This window comes from Roseovarius albus (genome assembly GCF_900172335.1).
GTDB classification, from domain to species: Bacteria; Pseudomonadota; Alphaproteobacteria; order Rhodobacterales; family Rhodobacteraceae; genus Roseovarius; species Roseovarius albus.
The window spans coordinates 35234-56762 of the sequence record NZ_FWFX01000014.1 but is presented as its reverse complement, the minus strand read 5'-3'; the positions used below and the strand labels follow the sequence as shown (position 1 = coordinate 56762).

The 21529-nt window shown below is 52.6% G+C and carries 21 protein-coding genes; 20 read left to right on the top strand and 1 reads right to left on the bottom strand.

The genetic code is table 11. The annotated features are described in order from the left end of the window. Positions 1-10 precede the first annotated feature (10 nt). The 11 genes from ROA7450_RS17585 (at position 11) to ROA7450_RS17535 (ending at position 10061) form a co-directional block, all read left to right on the top strand. The gene (locus tag ROA7450_RS17585; protein ID WP_085807263.1) at positions 11-649 is read left to right on the top strand and encodes a 2-hydroxychromene-2-carboxylate isomerase; all 639 of its coding nucleotides are present in this window, start codon (positions 11-13) and stop codon (positions 647-649) included. A gap of 34 nt (positions 650-683) precedes the next feature. Then, the gene (locus tag ROA7450_RS17580) at positions 684-1505 is read left to right on the top strand and encodes an aspartate racemase/maleate isomerase family protein (RefSeq protein WP_085807262.1); all 822 of its coding nucleotides are present in this window, start codon (positions 684-686) and stop codon (positions 1503-1505) included. Between the two features lie 6 nt (positions 1506-1511). Beyond that, on the top strand, positions 1512-2252 hold the full coding sequence (locus ROA7450_RS17575; protein WP_085807261.1) for a sulfotransferase-like domain-containing protein: 741 nt from the start codon (positions 1512-1514) through the stop codon (positions 2250-2252). Positions 2253-2262: 10 nt separating this feature from the next. Continuing rightward, a complete protein-coding gene (locus ROA7450_RS17570; RefSeq protein WP_085807260.1) occupies positions 2263-3714 on the top strand; it encodes an aldehyde dehydrogenase family protein in 1452 nt (483 codons plus the stop codon). Positions 3715-3722: 8 nt separating this feature from the next. Then, positions 3723-4967: a Coenzyme F420 hydrogenase/dehydrogenase, beta subunit C-terminal domain gene (locus ROA7450_RS17565; protein ID WP_085807259.1), complete on the top strand. Its 1245-nt coding sequence runs from the start codon at positions 3723-3725 to the stop codon at positions 4965-4967. Then, positions 4960-5346 (top strand): carboxymuconolactone decarboxylase family protein, encoded by a 387-nt coding sequence (locus ROA7450_RS17560; RefSeq protein WP_085807258.1) that lies wholly within the window; start codon positions 4960-4962, stop codon positions 5344-5346. The genes ROA7450_RS17565 and ROA7450_RS17560 overlap by 8 nt, the downstream gene beginning before the upstream one ends. A 34-nt stretch (positions 5347-5380) precedes the next feature. After that, a complete protein-coding gene (locus ROA7450_RS17555) occupies positions 5381-6214 on the top strand; it encodes a 3-oxoadipate:acetyl-CoA acetyltransferase (RefSeq protein WP_085807257.1) in 834 nt (277 codons plus the stop codon). 332 nt (positions 6215-6546) lie between these two features. Then, positions 6547-7680, top strand: coding sequence for a porin (locus ROA7450_RS17550; protein ID WP_234999580.1), 1134 nt, complete (start codon positions 6547-6549; stop codon positions 7678-7680). Between the two features lie 64 nt (positions 7681-7744). Continuing rightward, positions 7745-8608: a sulfotransferase domain-containing protein gene (locus ROA7450_RS17545; protein WP_234999579.1), complete on the top strand. Its 864-nt coding sequence runs from the start codon at positions 7745-7747 to the stop codon at positions 8606-8608. Beyond that, positions 8605-9492, top strand: coding sequence for a sulfotransferase domain-containing protein (locus tag ROA7450_RS17540; protein ID WP_085807255.1), 888 nt, complete (start codon positions 8605-8607; stop codon positions 9490-9492). Before ROA7450_RS17545 ends, ROA7450_RS17540 begins: the two co-directional genes overlap by 4 nt. Before the next feature lie 71 nt (positions 9493-9563). Then, the gene (locus ROA7450_RS17535; RefSeq protein WP_143534520.1) at positions 9564-10061 is read left to right on the top strand and encodes a hypothetical protein; all 498 of its coding nucleotides are present in this window, start codon (positions 9564-9566) and stop codon (positions 10059-10061) included. A gap of 491 nt (positions 10062-10552) precedes the next feature. Here ROA7450_RS17535 and ROA7450_RS17530 read toward each other — a convergent pair whose 3' ends face one another. Further along, positions 10553-11509 carry a helix-turn-helix domain-containing protein gene (locus ROA7450_RS17530; protein ID WP_085807253.1) on the bottom strand — a complete coding sequence of 319 codons (957 nt, stop codon included), beginning with the start codon at positions 11507-11509 and terminating at the stop codon, positions 10553-10555. A 272-nt stretch (positions 11510-11781) separates the two neighbouring features. Between ROA7450_RS17530 and ROA7450_RS17525 the strand changes: the two genes are divergently transcribed. From ROA7450_RS17525 to ROA7450_RS17490, 9 genes are all read left to right on the top strand, one after another. Then, a complete protein-coding gene (locus ROA7450_RS17525) occupies positions 11782-13461 on the top strand; it encodes a sulfatase-like hydrolase/transferase (RefSeq protein ID WP_085807252.1) in 1680 nt (559 codons plus the stop codon). A 5-nt stretch (positions 13462-13466) separates the two neighbouring features. Next, complete coding sequence (locus ROA7450_RS17520; RefSeq protein WP_085807251.1) at positions 13467-14321, top strand: outer membrane protein; 855 nt, start codon at positions 13467-13469, stop codon at positions 14319-14321. 39 nt (positions 14322-14360) lie between these two features. Beyond that, positions 14361-15527 carry an alpha/beta hydrolase gene (locus ROA7450_RS17515; RefSeq protein ID WP_159454095.1) on the top strand — a complete coding sequence of 389 codons (1167 nt, stop codon included), beginning with the start codon at positions 14361-14363 and terminating at the stop codon, positions 15525-15527. 63 nt (positions 15528-15590) lie between these two features. Beyond that, positions 15591-16130, top strand: a complete 540-nt coding sequence (locus ROA7450_RS17510) for a hypothetical protein (RefSeq protein WP_143534519.1) — start codon at positions 15591-15593, stop codon at positions 16128-16130. A gap of 81 nt (positions 16131-16211) precedes the next feature. Further along, a complete protein-coding gene (locus ROA7450_RS17505; protein WP_085807248.1) occupies positions 16212-17951 on the top strand; it encodes a sulfatase-like hydrolase/transferase in 1740 nt (579 codons plus the stop codon). Between the two features lie 206 nt (positions 17952-18157). Beyond that, complete coding sequence (locus ROA7450_RS21540) at positions 18158-18274, top strand: DUF3300 domain-containing protein (RefSeq protein ID WP_143534518.1); 117 nt, start codon at positions 18158-18160, stop codon at positions 18272-18274. A gap of 276 nt (positions 18275-18550) precedes the next feature. After that, positions 18551-19555: a tRNA dihydrouridine(20/20a) synthase DusA gene (gene dusA / locus ROA7450_RS17500; protein ID WP_085807247.1), complete on the top strand. Its 1005-nt coding sequence runs from the start codon at positions 18551-18553 to the stop codon at positions 19553-19555. A 91-nt stretch (positions 19556-19646) separates the two neighbouring features. Beyond that, the gene (locus tag ROA7450_RS17495; RefSeq protein ID WP_085807246.1) at positions 19647-20471 is read left to right on the top strand and encodes a sulfite exporter TauE/SafE family protein; all 825 of its coding nucleotides are present in this window, start codon (positions 19647-19649) and stop codon (positions 20469-20471) included. Continuing rightward, a complete protein-coding gene (locus ROA7450_RS17490; protein WP_085807245.1) occupies positions 20465-21253 on the top strand; it encodes a hypothetical protein in 789 nt (262 codons plus the stop codon). Before ROA7450_RS17495 ends, ROA7450_RS17490 begins: the two co-directional genes overlap by 7 nt. Positions 21254-21529 lie beyond the last annotated feature (276 nt).

Genomic DNA, 21529 nt, shown 5'->3' with positions numbered 1-21529 from the left:
CTTGTGACTGATGGTGCGGGTGGAGGTATTTTATTCGCTGCAAAGCGACTATTGTTACCTCTTGTTGGACCGATTGATCGGGCTGGCACATAAAAGCGTGCAGGTTGATATTGTTCCGGTTTTGGGTGGGGTGCTCCGGTTGCCCCATCGGTATCTGGACCGAGATGAGCTGGAGCAGCAATATTTCGCGACCGACACCAAGCGGTTGGCCGAATTTCTGGGGTTGCCGCATGCCTATCCCGACCCATCGCCTATAGATTTCAAACCCGGATCACTGTGGATTGCGGAAGAAAACCAGCCCCGCAATGAATACCTGTGCCGTCTGTACATCGGGGCCACTCGTGCCGGGCGCGCAATGGCGTTTCTGGATGTGGTGGGGCGGATGCTTTGGGATGGCTCAACCCCCGGATGGGATCAGGGCGATCATCTAAGCAGGGCGATGGCGAAGATAGGGTTGAATCTGGCGGAGGTGCTGGAGGGCACTAGCTGGGAGAGCGCCAAAGAAGAGCTGGATCGCAATGCTGAAGCGATGCTTGCCGCCGGGCACTGGGGCGTGCCGCTGATGGTCTATGACGGAGAGCCGTTTTACGGGCAGGACCGTTTTGATCATCTGATCTGGCGGATGCGACAGAAGGAAGATCTGCAATGAATGTCAGGCACATAACTAGGGAGGGCCATAAACAATGATGCCAGAGAAATGGACGCCGGAACAGAAACTGTTCCCGCATCAGGTTGGGTTTACCTGCCCTCCGTTTGATTATTGCGCAGGCCCGTCGGACTTTATGCGGATGTGCCCGGAGACCGTGGGCGTGCATGGCTGGATGCTGCATGTGCCAGACTATGTGCATGGACTGGACCAGAGAAAGCAGAACTTTGGCATGTTGGAGGACTTTGTGCATTGTATGGCGCGCAATGGTGCCGATGTGGCGGGCCAAGTGGGGTCGAACTGGGTGCATGCTTGCGGTTTGGGCGTCGAAGGCGTGCGGCAACACTGCGAAGATCTGAGCGACAAATATGGCGTGCAGTTTCACATGGCGGGCTATGCCATGATCGAAGCACTGCGCGAAATGAACGTGGAGAAAGTCGCGCTCAATGCTGCTTATCACTGGCCCGAGTGGTGGCAGGGCACGGCAATCTTCCTGCGTGAGGCCGGATTTGACGTGCTTTGGGCCGGAAACTTTCATGATCAGGGCTGGTTTGAAAGCCAGGAAGAGATCAACAAACTGCGCTGGGTGTTTGACGGTGATCTGTTTGAGAAATCTTTTCTTTATGTCGCCGAACAAGCGCCCGAGGCCGACGCTTATCTGATCAACGGCATGTGCAATTTTCGTTCGGGCCCAAATGGATTGCCGCAGCGACCGTTGCACCTGACCCGCGATATGGAGGCCAAGCTGGGCAAGCCGGTGATCGGTCATGATACCGCGCTCTACTGGCGTATTTTCAAATCCCTTGGTCTTGCGCCGGTGACGGACCAAGACTGTCTACTCTCGTCTTTGAAAGGATAAAACAGCATGCATAAGATTGTTGCGCTTTGGGCGATCCCGCGGTCCACCTCGACTGCCTTTGAGTGGATGATGCGACAACGGGGCGATTTGGATTGTCTGCACGAGCCTTTTGGCGAGGCATGGTATCAGGGCGAAGATCCGATGTGGCACCGTTTTGCACCGGGCGAGGAAACGACGCCGGGGCTGACATTGGACTCTGTCTGGGCTGATATTCAGGCGCGGGCGGAAAAGGGGCCAGTATTCACTAAGGATTTTCCACATTATATCAACCACATGTGGAATCCGGATTTTCTGGGGCATTTCACCCATGCATTCCTGATCCGAGACCCGGCAAAGACCATCACCTCGATGCACAACAAATGGCCGGATTTTCATGAAGGCGAAGTTGGCTTTCCTGAACAGCGCGCCTTGTTTGACCTGCTTTGGGCTCTGAACGGCACTCCACCGCCAGTGGTCGACAGTGATGATTTGTTGGAAAACCCGTATGACATGACCAAGGCTTTCTGCGAGGCGGTGGGTATCCCTTTCCTTCCCGAGGCACTGAGCTGGGAGCCGGGCGGTGACCCGTCGGAGCACAGCTGGTGGGATGGCGGATCATTCCACGCCAATCTGGCGCAGTCGACCGGGCTCACGCCGCAAACACGCAGGTATGTGGCGCTTGAAGATACACCACCCCGGGTGCAGCAAGTACACCGACGGATGAAGCCGCACTATGACCGGCTCTATGCACACAGAATTACAGTTTGAAAGACAGACCATGACTGACATCCAATCTTATTGGCGCAACTATATCGATGGAGAATGGGCTGACGGCGGGGCGGGCCGAATTGATGTTATCAATCCCGGTACCGGAACCAAGCTGGCAGAACATGCACTGGCGGACGAGGCAGATGTTAACCGTGCTGTTCAGGCGGCCAAACGTGTGCATCAGTCCGGAGCGCTGTCAGATATGCGCCCGATTGAACGCGGACGTCTGGTGCAGGCGATGGGACGTTATTTGCTGGATAACATCGCTGAGATTGCACAGGTGCTAACGCTGGAACAGGGCAAGCCACTTTGGGAAGCCGAGATCGAGGTCAAAGGTGCTGCGGCGTATTTTGAGTATTACGGCAATCAGGCCTCGACCGTAGAGGGACGCTCGATTCCGCTTGGGTCTGGATATTTCGATTTCACTGACAATGTGCCTTTTGGTGTGTCGGCGCAGATCATTCCGTGGAATTATCCGGTTGAAATGACCGCGCGATCCTTGTCGGCGGCTTTGGCCACAGGCAATACCATTGTCATCAAAACACCAGAGCTGACTCCGCTGACCAATGCGTGGTTTGCACACGCGGCCGAGGCCGTGGGTCTACCCAAAGGTGCGGTTAATATTCTGTGTGGTTGGGGCCATCAGGCTGGCGCGGCCTTGTCCGGGCATCCGGATGTCAATCAGATTGTCTTTACAGGATCAGTGGCAACAGGTGTGGCGATTGCCACGGCGGCAGCGCAAAACGTTGTGCCCTGTGTGTTGGAACTGGGTGGTAAGTCAGCGGCGATTGTACATGATGACGCAGATCTGGAAGCGTTCGAGAATGATATCCGCTGGGGCATCTATTTTAACGCGGGTCAGGTCTGTTCGGCGATGAGCCGAGTGATTGTACACGAATCGCGCCATGATGAATTGGTTGAACGCGCTGTAAACATCGCTCGTTCGCTGTCTGTCGGCCCGGGGATTGAGCGCGCAGAGGCGGGGGCCACTATGGGATCCATGGTGTCCGAGTCGCAGCGCGACCGGGCGGCGGGCATGGTCGGAGATGCCGAAACGGCTGGAGCAATCGTAGCGGCGGGCGGTCGCAAGATGAACATCCCCGGTGCATTTTTGGAACCTACCGTTTTAGCGAATGTCACGCCGGATATGACAATAGCACAGGAAGAGGTCTTTGGCCCGGTTCTGTCTGTTTTGAAGTTCCGTGACGATGCAGAGGCGCTCGAGATCGCCAATGGAACACAATACGGACTGGTTGGTGGTGTCTTTACCCGCGATCTGGATCGCGCGACCCGCGCGGCTCGTCAGGTGCGCGCTGGTCAGGTGTTTGTGAATGAATGGTTTGCCGGTGGCATTGAAACGCCATTTGGGGGCATCGGCAAATCTGGGTACGGTCGCGAAAAGGGCCGCGAGGCGCTTTGGAACTATGTCCAGACCAAGAACGTGGCGATTAAGTTAGGGTAAGGAACTGAATGGACGATACGGTTAGTCATCCGCAGTCGGTTCGCGAGGTTGTTGAAAACGGTCTCTGTATTGGCTGTGGCCTTTGCGAGGCGTTGGCACCTGACCGGTGGTCCATGGGAATGACCGCGCAGGGGCGTTTGCGCCCCGCGCCAATTGCAGCCGAATTGGAGGCCGAGGATCAACCGATTTTGGCCGCGTGCCCGGGTTGTGTATCGAACGCCACCGCTGAAGGGGACCTAGAGGATCCGATGTGGGGGAAGTACATTCACATTGGGGAAGCCTGGGCCGGGGACGATGATATTCGGTTTCGCGCGGCCACGGGGGGTGTTCTGACTGCATTGGCCGTGCATCTGCTGCGCAGCAAAAAGGCCGGGTTCATCTTGCATTGCGCTGCGGATACAGAAAATCCGATGCGCACGAAATGGGAAATCAGCGAAACAGCTGAACAAATCCTACAAAGGGCCGGATCGCGCTACGGGCCCTCTGATACGCTTGCGGGGCTGGAGAAGGCTTTGGAGCGAGGCCAAGCGTTTGCGATAATTGCCAAACCATGTGACGCCGGAGCGGTCAGTCAACGAGCGAAGGCCGATCCACGGCTCGATGCATTGCTGGTTGCGGTGCTGGTGATGGTGTGTGGCGGAGCTTCGGAGCTTGGAAAGTCGGAAGACCTGTTGGAAGAGTTTGGAGTTACCGAAGATGAACTGACGCTTTTCCGATATCGCGGCTATGGCAACCCTGGGCCGACGCGGGTTGAGACGGAAGATGGCCGGGCGTTTGAGAAAACCTATCAGGAATTTTGGGCCGACGAATCCGGCTGGAAAATTCAAAGCCGCTGCAAATTGTGCCCGGATGCCATCGGCGAAGCCGCAGATGTGGCTGCTCTCGATATCTGGCCCGGTGGTACCCCGGTGGGCGAAGATGAAGGATTCAATGGGATCATCACGCGTTCCAAGGTGGGCCAGGACTTGGTTCAGGCCGCTGTCGCAGCAGGTGACCTGGTTTTGGGGCAGGATCATGATCCCAGGCAGTTGGATGACTTTCAACCGCATCAGGTCTCCAAAAAGCATGCGGTTGCGGCGCGCTTGAGAGGGCTATCAAAAGCCGGGCAACCGACCTACCGCCACGAAGGATTGCGGTTGGAGAGCCTTGATGTCAGGGATGAAGCCGAAGAACGCGGGGCCTTTGAGCGCGCAAAGGCCGGCCGTTTCAAAGAAGAGATGCCAATTCACCCAAGAGGAGACAGTAATGGATAATATGTTCGAAACCGGGCTTGAGCAGCGCAAGGCGACGCTGGGTTCGGATTATGTCGAGAAAAACCTAGCAGCGGCGGATGGGTTCACCCGCTCGTTTCAAGAGGCGATGACAGCCTGGTGTTGGGGATTTGGCTGGGGCGATGACACCATTGATCCGAAAACTCGTAGCATGATGAACCTGTCGATGCTGGGAGGATTGGGCAAAATGCACGAATGGGAAATCCATTGCCGTGGTGCGTTAAACAATGGTGTCTCCAAGGAAGAAATCCGTGCGATCATCCATGTGGTTGCGATATATTGCGGTGTTCCACAGGGCTTGGAGTGTTTTCGTGCCGCGAAAAAGGTGTTTGACGAACGTGGGATTACTTTTGAAGAGTAAATTGACCTGAATAGCGGCCTTGGAGGGAATTGAGATGACGAAGCCTTGTATTATATGCGTGGCGATCACAGGCTCGGTTCCCACCAAGGTGGACAATCCTGCTGTGCCCATCACAGTGTCCGAACAAATCGAGTCTGCGCATGAAGCCTTTGAAGCGGGCGCATCGATTGCGCATTGCCATGTGCGATTGGACGATGGCACGCCCTGTTCTGATCCTGAGCGCTTTGCGCACCTGAAAGAAGGGTTGCAAAAACACTGCCCCGGTATGATTATCCAGTTTTCGACCGGGGGGCGTTCCGGCGCGGGCAGTGAGCGCGGGGGCATGTTGCCACTGCGCCCAGATATGGCCTCTCTTTCGGTTGGGTCAAACAACTTTCCAACACGCGTTTATGAGAATCCACCCGAACTGATTTCTTGGCTGTCGAGTGAGATGCGCACCTATCAAGTGGTGCCTGAGATCGAGGCCTTTGATATGAGTCACATCCTGCATGCGATCCGAATGCATGAAGAGGGACTTTTGTACGGAAACCTCTATGTCCAATTTGTGATGGGTGTGCGCAATGCCATGCCTGCGGACAAAGAAGTGTTCGACTTCTATGTAAAAACAATGCAAGAGCGCGCACCTGATGCAGAATGGTGCGCGGCTGGCATTGGCCCTAATCAAGTTGTGGTCAATGAATGGGCGATCGCTGCGGGCGGACACACCCGAACAGGGCTTGAAGACAACATTCGATGGGATAAGGAAACGTTGGCACCTTCAAATGCTGCGCTCGTGCGTCGTGCCGCAGGAATTTGTGAAAAATACGACCGCGCTGTCGCGACTCACCTTCAAGCACGAGAGATTCTGGGGCTTGTGGCTGCCGCGTGACGACGTCGCCTTGAAAAGGCCGAAATGATTCCTGAATTCGCTTTTTGAAAGCCAATTTATTTGTATTTGGCCGCTCATCGATGCAAGACCGTAGCCATTGGTGTTGTTGAATTTTTTCGGCAATTTTACGCCATAGCCTTATATTTATGGGTTTTGATGCCTGAACCGCAGAAGGTGTGTGGTTTAAGTGCCACAACAAAAGCAACATTGAGACAAAGGTTTGCGGTTTCGTTGACAGTTGGGGGGTGTTTGCTCCATTTCATCATCCAAGCCGTGTCCACACCGGGGCGGCGGAAATGAAACTTTCCTGCTTATACGAGGAGGGACACCCTTTGAAAAAGCATCTTCTGAGCACCAGCGCGATCGCACTTGGCGTAGTCGCAGCTGCACCAGCTTCAGCCCAAGATTGGGACGTGAGCTGGGGCGGGTTCTTCAGCTCGCACATCGCAATCGTTGACACAGACAGCCAAATCCCTGATGGAGAAGGCGGCCTGCGTTCTTATGACGGCGACGGCATCAACTTCCTGAACACTGGCGAAATCATCTTCACGCCAAGCGTTACTCTGGACAACGGTCTGACATTCGGTGTCAACGTCCAAATGGAAGCGCAAAACAGTGGTGGCGGTTCCGACGGTATCGACGAATCGTACATGACCATCAGTGGCGACAGCTTCGGCCAACTGATCATCGGTGCCGAAAACTCCGCTGGTTACAAATCACTGGTTGGCGCGCCTGGCGTGACTTCCATGTACATCAACTCGCCTTCGATCTCGGCGTTTATTCCACTGTCAAGCGTTGTGCCATTCTCATTCCGTGACGCTGGCGTATCGTCCTACACCGAAGTTGGTGGTAACAACGACGTTAACCGTCTGACTTACTTCACACCTAGCTTCAACGGCTTCACAGCTGGTGTTTCGTATGCCCGCAACAACCGTGGCAACGCCGTGCAGGGTTTCGATCCAGCTGGCCAAGTCAACGACAACTCTGGCGCAACTCTGGAAGATATCTTTGATATCGGTCTGAGCTACAGCCAGTCCTTTGGCACAACAGACGTAACTCTCGGCGCACGCTGGGGTACAGGTGCTGTTGTAGGTGGTGCCGGTGGTGACGCAACCACATGGGGTCTGGGTGCACAGATCGGCTTTGGCGCTGTTACCATTGGTGGTAGCTATGCTGAAAACAACAACAACGACTTGGCTGCTGTTGCTGGCAACACCTCATCAACAGGCTGGAGCTTTGGTGGTACATATGACGCCGCAGGTCCATGGTCTTTCGAAGCTCTGACATATCAGGGTGAGTACAAGACCGGTGCGAGCGACGAGTATACAGCATACCGCGTTGGCGCAAGCCGCGATCTGGGGCCAGGTGTCGATTGGGACATCTACTACGTCTATGCAGAAGCTGAAGACAGTGCTAACACAGTTGATGGTAACGTCATCGGTACAGCGATCAACCTGAGCTTCTAAGCTTTGGTCGATAATTTGAGCGAGGGGGCAATTTGCCCCCTCGTTTTTTTTGTAAAACAGATTTATGTACCGCACATCACTATCGGGTATGAAAACAATGAAAAAAAGCATCGTCTGGCTGGCCTCTTATCCAAAGTCAGGAAATACATGGACACGGGTTTTCCTGGCCAACTATCTGATGAATGCGAAAGAGCCTGTCCCAATCAATGAAGTTCATAGATTAGGGATGGGAGATTCAATTGCCAAAACTTATCATATGGTAGCGGGCCGCAAAATTGATGTTAAAAACATTGAACTTACTTTGAAGCTCCGAGATAAAGTTCTTCGCGGGATTGTCGGGAACAATGCCGACATTAATTTTGTCAAAACGCATAACATTCGAAAAGTTGCACGTGGCGTGCCACTTATCCCCGAACAATATACAAAATCGGCAATTTACATCCTGCGGAACCCACTTGACATGGTGCTGTCGTATGCACGGCATTATTCGGCTTCGGTCGAAGAGGCCGTAATGAGAATTGGCCGTGAAGATAACGGTAATGCGCCAGATGAAAAAACTGTTGCTCAGTACTTGGGCAAATGGTCTGACCATGTTGATAGTTGGACGAAAAACCCTCCTTTCCCCTTGTTAACAATTCGTTACGAGGATCTTTTAGCTGAGCCCGAGAAGAACTTTACCAAAGTCTTGGAGCATATCGGTGTACCAGTAGATCAAGATCGGCTTAATCGCGCGGTAGAGTTTTCAAGTTTCAAAGCACTATCCGAACAAGAAAAAAAAACTGGTTTCGTGGAGAAGCCAAAGCAGGCTGAGAAGTTCTTCAACAAGGGGCAAAGTGGGCAGTGGAAAGAGGACCTCAGTGAGGAATTAATCCAGAAGATCAAACGAGACCACGGCAATGTAATGAAACGTTTCGGATACCTGTCATGAGCAATTTGCGGCGGATCATTTGGCTGGCTTCCTTTCCAAAGTCGGGCAATACTTGGATGCGAACCTTGCTGGCGCATTATATGATGCCAGCAGGAAAAGCGCCTGATATCAATAACCTACGTCAATTCACAACCGGCGATGTGCGGCGCGATTTTTTCGACGCTGCCGTGGGCGGATCTTATCGCACGACCAAAGCTGAAGAATGGATTAAGGTGCGTCCGGTGGCAATGAGATTAATTGCGGCGTCAAAGCCCGACCACCATTTTGTTAAGACGCACTGTGCTCCTGTAAAGCTGTATGGCATTGATGTCATTCCACCCGAAGTGACTGCCGCAGCGATCTACATCATGAGAAACCCTTTTGACCTCGCGCCGTCGTTCGCGCGTCATCAGTCTTGCGACATCGATACAGCCATTAGTCGTATGACAAATCCAGATATGGTCATGGGAACTCCTGAGGGCATTTATGAGTACCTTGGACGATGGGACGATCATGTGCAAAGATGGAATTCAGCGGATGGTCTGCCGCTCTATGTTATTCGTTACGAAGATATGTTGAATAACCCGGCAAAAGTGATGCGCGGACTGCTTCAAAAGTTTCTGAAGCTTCCGATTGACAAACCAAAGCTGGCTAAAGCGATTAAAGCCAACAGTTTTGAAGCCCTGAAGAAGCAGGAAGAGACCCTAGGATTCACTGAAAAGCCCGATGGCATGCAAAAGTTCTTTGCGAAGGGGACATCCGGTGTCTGGAAGGAAGATCTGACCCCAGAGCAGGTTGGGCGTATCCGGGAAGAGTTTCTCCCCACGTTGCGCAGATGGTACCCTGACATGCTGGAAGAAACGCGGGCTTTTGCAGAGGCAGGTAAGACAAACGGCGATTCTTGAAGGCGCGTGAGTTGATAAGTTCGCGGATCGGTCTAAACTGTTTTTAAGATCTGAGAGAAAGTAAGGCCATGATGAAAAAGATCTTTGCTGCGATTGCGGGGGTGGGACTCGTAGTTAGTTGCAGCCAGGTGGTTTCGACCAGCACATCGAGTTTGGGAAACAATTTGGTGGTCGATGGGGGTAAATATACCTCTGGCGGTGGATTGACGATCGCGGCAGAGCTACGCAACAATCAAGGGCGTACAATGCTTTGTGGCGTCTGGGCGCAAAGCCGGCAACAATCCATTCTGACCAAGAATGTTGAACGCAAAGTCTTGGGCGTTGCAAGTTTCTTCGCTGGAAATGAACGAATTCATACCGGTTTTGTCTTTATGAACGAAGTCCCGCCATCTGCAAGCTACGTCGGACAACAAGCCAATTGCATTACGCTTCAACGCGCTTGGCGCCCCGAATATGCCAACAACGGCCGTATGAGAATTCCGCGAGTTCTGGTTTACGGTGATTTTGATCCGTTTGGTGATCCATCAGTATATTTCATACAAGAAGGCCCTCGCGCTGGTGATTCCTAAACGCTTTGCCGTGCCGTGACCTTGTTATGAGAAAAATTAACCGCACTGCGTTGCGCAAATCTGCGTGCCGGTCTGTCACCCCGATGATGGGCTGGACTGACCTAAGATGAATAGGCCGACATCAAAGAGTATCAGCGCCAACAAGAGTTATGCGGTCGATCAGTGGCAGTTCGTAGGTTGGTAGAAATAGGTCTCATGTATTGCGCAGCATTTTCAGTGATTAATTGTAAAGATGTGGACGACGCGGACTTAAAAATTGAGTTTAACGGAGCTGCGACAAACCCAATCTTTGCTAGGTAATCTGTGAAACCTTTAGTGATGCCAATTGGTTAACAGAATATTCAATCGCTTCGCAACTTAGAAACATTTTCAAACAAACGAGATTTTGAAACGCCGCTTTCTTATCTGCAATTTACCTGAAAATTGCATGTGCCCTTTTTCAGCATTATATTGTAAACAACTCAATCTCGTCAAAGGCACAAATTTTTCTTCTAATGTTTCATTGTTTCAGAGGGTAATTCCCCAAATAGACGTTTGTAATCTTTTGCAAACTGTCCCATATGCCAAAAATCATAGTGATTGGCCGCTTCAAATATGGTATCGCATTCATTTTCTTTTAGCAGAGTGTATCTGACCCAATTCAATCGCATTTGGTTGAAGTAGGCCTTGGGCCCAATGCCGAAATTCTCTTTGAAAGCCCGATCGAGTGTGCGCCAAGATGCGCCGACTTCTTTGCAAAGGTCGGCAATTGGCAGTGCGGTTTCGTAGTTTTCCTTCATATAGTCGATCGCGCGGTACATTGCCTTTTGTCGGCTGCTCAAGCTGCTTTTGTCCGAGTGAACAACATCATCTTTGATCAGGTCGAGGACATTGAGTGCAATCTCTTGCTCCAAGTCCTTGGTCCAACACACCGAAGGCGATGACAGAAGAGAATTCAACTTTACATAAAGGTCTGTCAGCCGGTTCATTTTGTTTGCAATTTGAAACTTGAAAGAAGTGTCAAATGAATCTGGCAGGTCCATTCCAATGCTTTGTGCCAGACTGCGAAAACTGTTTTCAGTAAATGAAAACACTGCGGCATTGAAACCCGCGCGGCTCAGGCTTTCGAAACCATCTGCAGAGCTGAAATGCAGCAAGTCATTTTGTTGCGCGGGTGTGCTTTGCCAAGTATTGAGCGTTGCTGCGTCTGCAATCCCAAAAGTTAGCCAGCCTTTAGGAGGATTGCCGGTCTGGTGAACGCGCTTAGACATGGAAATGCCGTAGACCATGCAATCACCCGACGCCTGAAACTTTAACTTTGTTTCGTTCAATCCGGGTGTCAGTTGATGGAAGTCAACATCCCATTCCGTGACATCGCTGATCTGGTTGGGATGATCCAGCACAATTGAAGCTGTAGGAACGATTGGAGGTTCCCTTGGGGTATTTGGCGAATTTTTGATGCCACCCATAACGCGCGCCTTTTATCGTACCGGTAAAGTAAACTTATCGATGGGGATAAAAAAATCAATGATTCGGCTGAGATAGACCCCAAGCCAAAGCTTGGTAGGCCGCCTTTGGACAAGGCTGAAGCACGGTCAAAACGCATCGTGACGTTTGTGACAAAACAGGAACGCAAGGAACTTGAAGCCCTGTCAAAGCGCAAATGTAAGTCGATCTCAGCCGTTTGTTACGAACTTTTAGCAGCAGCAATATCGGATTTAAGAAAACGAGGACCAAACAAATGAAGTCGTTCAACAGTCGTCATGCAACCGCCCTCGTGGTGGCCGGATTTATACCGGTTGCTGCGATGAGTCAGGAGAACCCGGTGGTTCATGATACAGAATACTACATCCTGGAAGCTCAGCATGGGGAAGGATGGGCCAGCGACAACGAGAGTGTCGAAGAAAAGCTGGCGGCGTTTCGAGAATCCAATGGGGGCAATGCACCAAATATTTTAAACATTTTGGTGGATGACCTCGGCTTTGGAGACATGGGAATACCGGAACTGAATATGGTTCGGGGATATTCCACAGAAAATATCAATCAATTCTCAGATGAAGCAATGCGATTGGTGCGCATGTATACCGAACCATCCTGCACGCCTACGCGTGTTGCGCAAATGACCGGGCGTCTACCCGTGCGCACAGGAATGGGTGACACGGCGGTTGATATTGCTGGCTTTGGCCTGCCCGGAGATGAAGTAACGCTTGCGGAGGTTCTGAAGCAGGCCGGTTATGCGACCTCGCATATCGGGAAGTGGCATATGGGTGATATCGCTGAAAGTTGGGCGATGAACCAAGGGTTCGACTACGCGCAGCACGCCGTTCACCAGCAAGGACAACTCACAATCTTCAATGATGATGCCATTCGTGAACAAGTGTCCGTCGCGATTCAAGACTATGACCCGAAATATACCCTTGATGAGTTTTTTCGCCCTGACGCCTCGACCATGGCGACGGTGATTGAGGGCGAAGCGGGTGGCCCAATCAATGAGATCCGTTTCAACGCTGGCGATCGATGGAACGCGGCGAAGTATGATGAAATGAACCAAGCCTTTCAGGACAAGACCATCGAAGAGTTAATCAGATTGGCTGAAGGCGATGCTCCCTTCTTTTTGCAGTATTGGCCAATGATCCCGCTTCACAACACCAGAACCGGTAGAGATGGGCCAGAGAGCCCCAACGGTGGCTTGTATGTCGACAAGATGCAGCAGCTTGATCGTTGGCTGGGCGATATCTTCGCAGAAATGGACAAGCTTGGGATCGCAGACAATACTGTTGTTGTCCTGATGGGGGATAACGGGCACTTTACCAAGTATTCTCCACAGTCAGGCTTCACGCCAATGGTCTTTCGCGGAGGCAAAGGGGATACAACTGAGGGCGGCATTCGCGTTGACGCCTTTATTCGCTGGCCGAACCTGATTGGCGCGGATTCAATGATCAATAATATAATGCACGTATCTGACCTCTATACCACGCTGGCGCGGATCGGCGACGCTTATGACTTTATCCCGCGTGATCGATTGGTTGATGGCGTGGATCAGACGGCATCCATCCTATTTGCCGATGAGAGCAAAGGGCGCAGAGATAGCTTGATCGTTTATTCGGGATCTACGCCAAAAGCGGTCATCAAGGATAAACTGAAGCTTGAGCTTCCAGGACCCGGGGAGAACCCGATCGGTGCAAATTTCTATGACATTTTTCGGGATACACATGAAAAGTATCCTGTTTCGACCGAAGTGGGCGCTTGGGGCGGGCAGGAATTTGTCCGGGTGCTGAAGCGGCATCTTGCGCGCAAGCAAAAATACCCTGATGTGCCACCAGCCTTTGGCGTGCCCTATGAGGGGATCGAAAACCTGCGGCCTGAAACGATTTCTGCGCTTGAGGCGTGGAAGATCAAACAAGCAGCTGTGCAGAGGTGACAACGATGTCTCGAACACAGCTAATTCACCAGCACCCATCAATCGAAATGCTGCGCATTGGTACCTTGGGCTTGGTCGTTGGAATGGTGGGTCTTGGCGGTACAGTGGATCAGGCCCACGCTGAACCCGCTGTTCTGGGTGATACGGAAGGGTGGCGGAAGGAAATCACAGCCTATCTTTTCGCGCCCGTGTCGACCGAGGGGACTTCGGCGGTTGCGGGGCAGAGCGCTGAAATTGACCTGTCATTGTCAGACGCGTTAGATGTTCTGGACTTTACGATATCAGGTCGTTTCGAGGCTTGGTTAGATGACTTTGGGGTCATCTTCGAAGGCAGCTATCTGGGCATTTCGGAAGACCAAACCATCACGGGGCCCGGGCCTGCAGCAGCACCGGTGTCAGTCTCGGTTGACGTCGAGCAAAGTTGGTTCAGCCTACTGGGGGGATATCGCCTTGCGACGGGTTCGACGGACACTGGAAAGCGCTACTCGGTCGATGTCGCGGCTGGGGCAAGGTACAATTATCTCAAGCAGGAGATTACCATTTCTGGCCCTCCCGGATCACGTCGATTGGGAGGGTCTGAAAGTTGGTTTGAACCTGCTATCTCGGCTCGTGGCGCGCTGGAACTGGGCTCTGATTGGACCGGTGTCTTAGGGCTGGAAGCCAGTGGATTTGGTGTCGAAGGGAATGATTTGACTTGGAGTACCACCTTGGCGTTTGACTGGGCGTTGAATGAGCAAACGGCTGTTAAATTCGGCTACCGGTATTTCAGTATCGATTACGAAACAACCAAATCTGATGGGTTGTTCAAATATGATGTGAGCCAGCATGGACCGTTCATCGGCATGTCATATCGCTTCTGAACAATGGGCAAACACACCTTTTTTGAAAGGAGGTGCAGAGTGAAAAATTGCATCTCGAGTTCGCTGCGAACGTGGGAAAATTTGAGAAAACAGAACCTCTTTAAGTCCGTTTTTTTGTGTTTCGTGACCTTCGGTCTGCTGTCTTGCTCTGGGCCAAAGGATTTGGTTGACGTTCCAACGACTGTCCCGGTCGAGAGCGTACCGGAGGTAACAAAGCACCGAATTTTTATAGCAACGTCCCGGGCGAAGTCTGATGAATCCGGCGAGTTTTATTCCGGGGAACGTGGTCGGGGGCTGAACTTCGCTTCGGTCACTGTTTCGATTCCACCGGAGCATCGGAAGGGAAAAATTGAACGCCCAGGGAGCCTGCCAGCCGATCCTGAAAAACATTTTGTGATTAACGATCCTAAAAATTTCAAAAACCGATCAGCTTTTCAAACAGACTTGTCCGCGCATCTATCAACGTTGAAGCAGGACGACCGAAACCTGCTGGTATTTATCCATGGCTACAACACTAATCTGACCTCGGCTATCTTGCAGGTTTCACAGTTTGTCGAAGATAGCGGCTATGACGGTGTCCCGGTTTTGTTTTCCTGGGCGTCGAGCGGGAAAACCGTCAAATACGTTTATGACATCAACAGCGCTCTGGTCGCGCGCGATCACCTTGTGAGCATGTTTTCAACCCTTCAGATTCCGATCATCAAGGGTTACGATGTGGTGGCACATTCGATGGGAACCTTGTTGGTGATGGAGGCATCACGACAGATTGCCATGACGACAGGCCTAAATCCAACTGGCAAGGTCAGAAACGTAGTACTGGCAGCGCCTGATATCGATATCGATCTGTTCATTTCCCAGATAAGGCTGCTGCCGGCCAAGGGTCGAAACATTATAATTATGGTTTCCAAAGACGATGCTGCGCTGAAAGCCAGCAGACGAATTGCGGGGGGCGTGCAGCGCGTTGGTCAAACGTCTGCGACAGAGCTTTCAAAACTTGGCGTCACTGCCATCGATTTAAGCGAAGTACAGGACAAGAGTTCATTTTCGCACTCCAAATTCAAAGATTCGCCGGCAGTGGTACAGCTTATTGGGACTGCGCTAGAGGAAAAAAGCAGCTTCAATCAAGGGCCAAGTCTATCTCTTGGTCAGGTGATCTCTGTTGGTGTGGACGGAGCAATAAAGGCGATTCCCGGAACGGGAGGTTGATCCTGCGCACATGGTCAATTGATACAATAACCACTCACAAATCTATGAAAGAAAGGAAAGAAAATGAAAGTTACAATGAAATTAAAGCCTCTATTGGGTTTCGCGGTGTCGTGTATGATCGGACTATCTATGATGGGGTTGAATTCAAAGGTCCTTGCTGAGGAAGCCGGGGAAAATTGCCCGGAAAATCCGGCGAAATCTGGGACCATCACCTTCAGCGGGCAATCGACGGCCGTCCTGGTGGGGGTCCGGTGGGGCAAGGGGGTTCTCACTCTGGCAGATGGTCAGGAGATTCCGTTTAGAGCCCGCGGTTACAAGGGCGGCGAGATGGGAGCTCGCGTTGCGGATATCAATGGTGAAGTTTATGGACTGGACAATGTGAATGACTTCACCGGCGATTACGAAGGAGTATCGGATGGTGTTGTGCCAATTAAAGGCAAGGGGCAACTCGGTTTGGTGAATTCCAAATGTGTCTTCATTGTCGCCAAACACGATTCAACCGGCTGGACTGCTTCGGCCCCTTCAAGTCAGCGTGTAACAATTAAGTTCGTGAAGGAAAAAAATAAAACTGCGCGGGGGCACCAGACAAGCTTGTCAAACTAGCGCAGCGTGCAAGTGCTCTCGCAACTTAGCATATGCCTTTGCTGTGCTAGTCCAAATTCATTGAAAGCTTGGAGGCGAGTCATGGCAAACTCAAACAAACACATTCGTTTCAGCAAACTTATATCTAGCGCGGCAATATTTTTAGCGGGGTTCTCGGGCTTTGTAGCAGCCCAGGAGACGACCGAGATCATCCATGATGCCGAGTACTATGTTCTTGCTGCTCAACATGGTGATCGCTGGTTGACGGAAGATGCTGACATCGACAGTAAGCTCGAAGAGCTGCGAGAAAAATTCGGCAAGCCGCCTAACATCATTCACATCATGTGGGACGACACGCCGGTGGGCGAGGTTGGTATTCCCGAGATTCAAAAAATGCGGGGATGGGAAACCCCAGTCATGAATGAGATGGCTGCCGATGGCATGAACCTGCTTCGGATGTATACGGAGCCATCGTGCACACCCAGCCGAGCGGCGGCAATAACCGGCCGACATGCGGTACGTAACGGGATGTACAATGTTGGCTTTCCCTATGAATACGGGGGGCTTGCAGCTGACGAGGTCACAATTGCAGAGGTTCTAAGCGAAGCAGGATATGCCACGGCATTTTATGGCAAATCCCATCTAGGGGATGTCACGTCGGCGAACTTGAATAATCAGGGTTTTGATGAAGCGATCTGGTCGCCCTACAACCAAGTACCCAGCCTTTATGTACCAGCAGGGCAGGCGCATGCCCTTTCCCCAGCGGTTATGTTTCCCAACATGTTTCCGGACGACCCTTATGACATCGACAAGGGGTGGCGTCCGACCGGTTTTGTCTGGGCGTTAGAGGGTAAAAAGGGCGGCGAGGTACGCGAGTTTGGAACACCTCCATTCGATCATGAGGGATATATGGCGCTGGAGGATGCTTTTGAAGAAGCCACTTTAGACTTTATCCGCCGCAATGCAGAGGGAGACAAGCCGTTCTTCATATCCTGGTGGCCTCAACTGACGTCCTTTCTGGGTTTCCCGGATCGCGTGACACCCGCAGGCGGGCTATTGCAAGAGGCGCTGGCGCGCCTGGACGTTAGGGTTGGCAGGCTGAGGGATGAGTTGGATGCGCTGGGTATCTCGGAAAACACGCTTGTTGTGCTGATGGCGGACAATGGCCCAATGGTTCACGATGGGCCCGTGGGTATGGTGGAAACGATTTATGCTGGCGGCAAGGGTGACTTCACCGAAGGCGGTGTACGCGTTCCTGCCATTGTATGGTGGCCGGGTGTCGTTGAACCTGGGCAGACCGTTGGCGATATCGTCCATATCACGGATCTGTTCACCACCTTCGCGCGCCTTGGTGGCGCCTTGCAAAACATTCCAACTGACCGGATCATCGACGGAATCGATCAAACAGCTTTACTCTTCAATGGCGATACATACAGCAGACGAGATTACAATTTCATCTATACCGGACCAGTTCTGGCGGCGCTTGTGAAGGGGCGGTACAAACGTCACTTGGTCGGGGCCAAACCCGGCCTGTCGGGGCCTGAGTTTTATGATCTCTACAATGACCCGCGCGAAGCCAGCGCGAAAATGCTGCCGATGTTTCCGGCCAAGGGCATGTTCAACATTATGAAACTGCGCCACCAGATGTGGATCGAGAAATATCCCAATCAGGGGCAAAATCGCGACTATCCATTTGTGGATGTCGTGGATGCGCGACCCGAAGTGGCGGCCGCCAGCAAGCCCAGAATCAACCCTGAAGATCTGCCGTTTGATCCGCGGGAGGTCATCTCGCGCATTCCTGAATGGGAGAATATTGACGCCAGATGGGGCGCGCAGCGGTAAACCCGCCCCCTCGGTCTTAACGGCGCAGTCGGGCAAATTCCGTGTGAGCGTTGTCTCAGTTTCGGGATTTGCCGCAGCAAGGAGACGTGACGATGACGACGGAAGTATTGAACCCTGCAGAGATAATTGGGATTTGGGTAAACGGAGCGATTGCCGCGGCACAGTAGCGAGCGTACGCCAATGCTGAGCCGCAAAAGAGCGAAACGGTGGAGCTCTTCGGCCCTGTCGCACTTTATCCAGATACAGTTCTTATGCAGGTTCTGGTGGCGGCGACACTACCGATCGAAATTGTGAAGCCAGACCGGCTTTTGGCAAAAAAATGAGAAGCAAAGCGATGATGAGACCGGGGGCTCGTTGAAGTGGAAAAACAACTTAAATATCGGCTTTTTTGACAACTCGTGCCCGGTATTTACTGCCCGGTTTGCTCTTGCACTCTACAATTTTGCCCATTATTTAGCATCCTCTATTTTTGCACACTGCGGATATTTGTTTGCGGTATGCCAAGCCCCTTGTGGGTATGCCGAAAACTCAAAATCTGGTAAAACCCAGTAAATCAAAGTCCAAACAGTTCATCGATCAGGTCAACAAAGATTGTCCAAATGACAGATAAGTCCTTAATAACAAAGGCCGCGCGGCTCTCCGTTGCACCGATGATGGATTGGACCGACAGGCATTGTCGTGTTTTGCATCGTCATTTGTCGAGCGAGTCTTTGCTTTACACCGAAATGGTTACCGCTCCGGCTTTGGTGCGGGGCGGAGCAATGCATTTGCTGGATTATAGCCCAGAAGAGCACCCGGTCGCGCTGCAACTTGGTGGATCAGATCCCCAAGAATTAGCGCAGGCAGCACGTTTGGGGCAAGAGGCTGGGTATGATGAGATTAACCTAAACGTGGGGTGCCCGTCTGATCGGGTGCAGTCGGGGACGTTTGGTGCGGTCCTAATGAAGGATCCGGCATTGGTGGCACGCTGTTGTGCCGCGATGCGAAGGGCTGTGAATATTGAGGTCACGGTCAAATGCCGGATTGGCGTGGATGATCAGGACCCCGAAGAGGTTTTGCCGGAATTTCTGGCCCAGGTCATCGCCGTGGGCATTGAACGCGTGACCGTACATGCCCGCAAAGCCTGGCTGAGGGGACTTTCTCCCAAAGAGAACCGCGATATACCGCCGCTAGATTATGATCTGGTGATGCGCATGAAGGGGTTGTTTCCATCGCTGCACCTGTCGGTCAATGGCGGGATCACCTCGCTTGTTCAAGCAGAAGAGTTCTTGGATCGTGGGTTAGATGGCGTCATGATCGGGCGCGCAGCCTATCATCAGCCTGCGGATCTTCTGAGCGCGGCAGATCGTCGAGTCTTTGGCCGTCCCGGACCAGATACAACAGCGGAGCAGGCGGTGCAAAAAATGCTTCCCTATATCGAAGCACATTTGTCGTCAGGTGGTCGATTGAACCAGATCACGCGGCATATGCTGGGCTTGTTCGCGGGGCGCCCGGGTGCGCGCCATTGGCGGCGAGTGCTGTCAGAAGGTGCCCATAAACCCGATGCGGGACCAGAGCTGGTAGAACGTGCATTGTCCGAGATAGTGACACCCGCAGCAGCATAGCTAGATACCGCTGGCACAGAGGTGATCATGTGCCACTTTCCCTTCTGAAAACCGCGGTGTATGCCTTCGTTGAAAATTAGCGGAGGCGACGATGTCTGATCCCATGCTGCTTGTGCAGATGTTACTGCTGTTGATGGTTATCGGGGCCTTTGCCGGAGTATTGGCAGGGCTCTTGGGGGTCGGTGGTGGGATAGTATTGGTTCCTGCCTTTTTCTATGCCTTTCACACACTTGGATATGGCGGCCCGCAATTGATGCAGATGTGTTTGGCAACCTCTTTGGCGACAATCATCATCACGTCACTGCGCTCTGTTCTGAGCCACAACAAGAAGGGCGCTGTCGATTGGAACATTCTGAAAACCTGGGCACCGGGTATTGCGGTTGGTGCGGTGTTGGGCGTGATGCTGGCGTCCAATCTGCGTTCGGAAACTCTGCAAGGGGTTTTCGGTGTCCTTGGGTGCGTAATTGGACTGTATATGGGGTTGGGTCGGGCGGAGTGGCGGCTTGGGCCGGCCATGCCAGCGGGCGCAACACGCGCGGTTCTGTCTCCGGGGGTCGGCTTCCTGTCGGTCCTCATGGGGATCGGCGGCGGTAGCTTTGGGGTGCCTCTGATGAGCTTGTACAACACACCTATTCACCGGGCCGTGGCCACGGCTGCGGGATTTGGTATCTTGATTGCCGTGCCTTCTGTCATCGGGTTTCTGTTTCTGGATATTGCAGAAGATTACAGACCGCCGCTGACAATTGGCGCCGTCAATCTTGTGGCTTTTGGCGTCGTAATTGCGATGACGTTGATTACCACACCTTGGGGGGTGAAGCTGGCCCATGCGATGGATCCGAAGCCCTTGAAACGGGTATTTGCGGTTTTCCTGACTTTGGTGGCGCTGAACATGCTGAGAAAGGCCGCAGGATGGTAAATCAACTGCTGGAAAAAGGGTGGGTCAAGTTTGGGTCTGATCCTTCTCTCAACGATTGGCTTGCCGAAGCACATAGCGTCGCAGTTCAACGTGTTCAGGATCCCGAGCAACAGCGTGAGTGGCTGCAGTGCGAAGGTACTTGGTTTGTCGGGGTGGACACCCTGCCCAACGATACTGAAGGCGCGGTTGGGCCGGCGGGCCCTTTGCAAGGCACGGCCTATCAGGCGGCGCGCGATCTATATGGCGACCTACCTCTTCACCGGGGACAAGTGTCGGTTATGTATCCAGGCTATCCCAAGCCGCGCGATGGAGAGGCAGAAAGTGCGTTTCGGTATCGTACGAAACGCGATGCAGCGCATGTGGACGGGCTATTGGCCGTCGGGCCTGAACGAAAACGCATGCTGAAAGAACCGCATGCCTATATTCTTGGGTTGCCATTAACCTCATGCGACCCAGAGGCGAGCCCACTTATTGTGTGGGAGGGTAGTCATCACATTATGCAGGCAGCGTTCAAGGAATACTTGTCTCAATTCCCCGTCGAAACATGGCAGGATGCCGATCTGACCCAAATCTACCAAGCTGCTCGCAATAAGGTCTTCGAAACCTGTCCACGGATTGAACTACCTGCAAATCCGGGCGAGGCAACGTTGCTTCACCGGCATATCCTACACGGTGTTGCGGCATGGAAAGAGGGGGCCTATGCGCCAGAGGAGGGGAGAATGATTGCCTATTTCCGACCTGAGTTTGTTGGTGGGGCGGAAGAGTGGTTGAGCGCACCATAGGGCAGTGACCGTACTGTACGGTGTTTCGGCGACGCCATCGATGCATGTTGCGCTGGCCGTGATGTGGGCGTTGTTGTCCGCCCTTATCAATCGGTGGCTTGGCTTGGTTGACGTTCTGTATATGTGGTAATTTGGGTCGGCTCTGTGCACCTAGGTTGGCATTACGCTATAGACGGCGTGGCGTCTGCACTCATCGTGGCGCCGATCTGGTTTGTGGTGCGCGCACTTCCATTTCGTTTTGGTCAACCAGTTATTTCTGCTTCTATTCTTAATGAT

Coding starts and splice junctions, on each gene's coding strand:
- ROA7450_RS17585 (WP_085807263.1), top strand. CDS start 11: ATGGTGCGGGTGGAGGTATTTTATTCGCTGCAAAGCGACTATTGTTAC.
- ROA7450_RS17580 (WP_085807262.1), top strand. CDS start 684: ATGATGCCAGAGAAATGGACGCCGGAACAGAAACTGTTCCCGCATCAG.
- ROA7450_RS17575 (WP_085807261.1), top strand. CDS start 1,512: ATGCATAAGATTGTTGCGCTTTGGGCGATCCCGCGGTCCACCTCGACT.
- ROA7450_RS17570 (WP_085807260.1), top strand. CDS start 2,263: ATGACTGACATCCAATCTTATTGGCGCAACTATATCGATGGAGAATGG.
- ROA7450_RS17565 (WP_085807259.1), top strand. CDS start 3,723: ATGGACGATACGGTTAGTCATCCGCAGTCGGTTCGCGAGGTTGTTGAA.
- ROA7450_RS17560 (WP_085807258.1), top strand. CDS start 4,960: ATGGATAATATGTTCGAAACCGGGCTTGAGCAGCGCAAGGCGACGCTG.
- ROA7450_RS17555 (WP_085807257.1), top strand. CDS start 5,381: ATGACGAAGCCTTGTATTATATGCGTGGCGATCACAGGCTCGGTTCCC.
- ROA7450_RS17545 (WP_234999579.1), top strand. CDS start 7,745: ATGTACCGCACATCACTATCGGGTATGAAAACAATGAAAAAAAGCATC.
- ROA7450_RS17540 (WP_085807255.1), top strand. CDS start 8,605: ATGAGCAATTTGCGGCGGATCATTTGGCTGGCTTCCTTTCCAAAGTCG.
- ROA7450_RS17535 (WP_143534520.1), top strand. CDS start 9,564: ATGAAAAAGATCTTTGCTGCGATTGCGGGGGTGGGACTCGTAGTTAGT.
- ROA7450_RS17530 (WP_085807253.1), bottom strand. CDS start 11,509: ATGGGTGGCATCAAAAATTCGCCAAATACCCCAAGGGAACCTCCAATC.
- ROA7450_RS17525 (WP_085807252.1), top strand. CDS start 11,782: ATGAAGTCGTTCAACAGTCGTCATGCAACCGCCCTCGTGGTGGCCGGA.
- ROA7450_RS17520 (WP_085807251.1), top strand. CDS start 13,467: ATGTCTCGAACACAGCTAATTCACCAGCACCCATCAATCGAAATGCTG.
- ROA7450_RS17510 (WP_143534519.1), top strand. CDS start 15,591: ATGAAAGTTACAATGAAATTAAAGCCTCTATTGGGTTTCGCGGTGTCG.
- ROA7450_RS17505 (WP_085807248.1), top strand. CDS start 16,212: ATGGCAAACTCAAACAAACACATTCGTTTCAGCAAACTTATATCTAGC.
- dusA (WP_085807247.1), top strand. CDS start 18,551: ATGACAGATAAGTCCTTAATAACAAAGGCCGCGCGGCTCTCCGTTGCA.
- ROA7450_RS17495 (WP_085807246.1), top strand. CDS start 19,647: ATGTCTGATCCCATGCTGCTTGTGCAGATGTTACTGCTGTTGATGGTT.
- ROA7450_RS17490 (WP_085807245.1), top strand. CDS start 20,465: ATGGTAAATCAACTGCTGGAAAAAGGGTGGGTCAAGTTTGGGTCTGAT.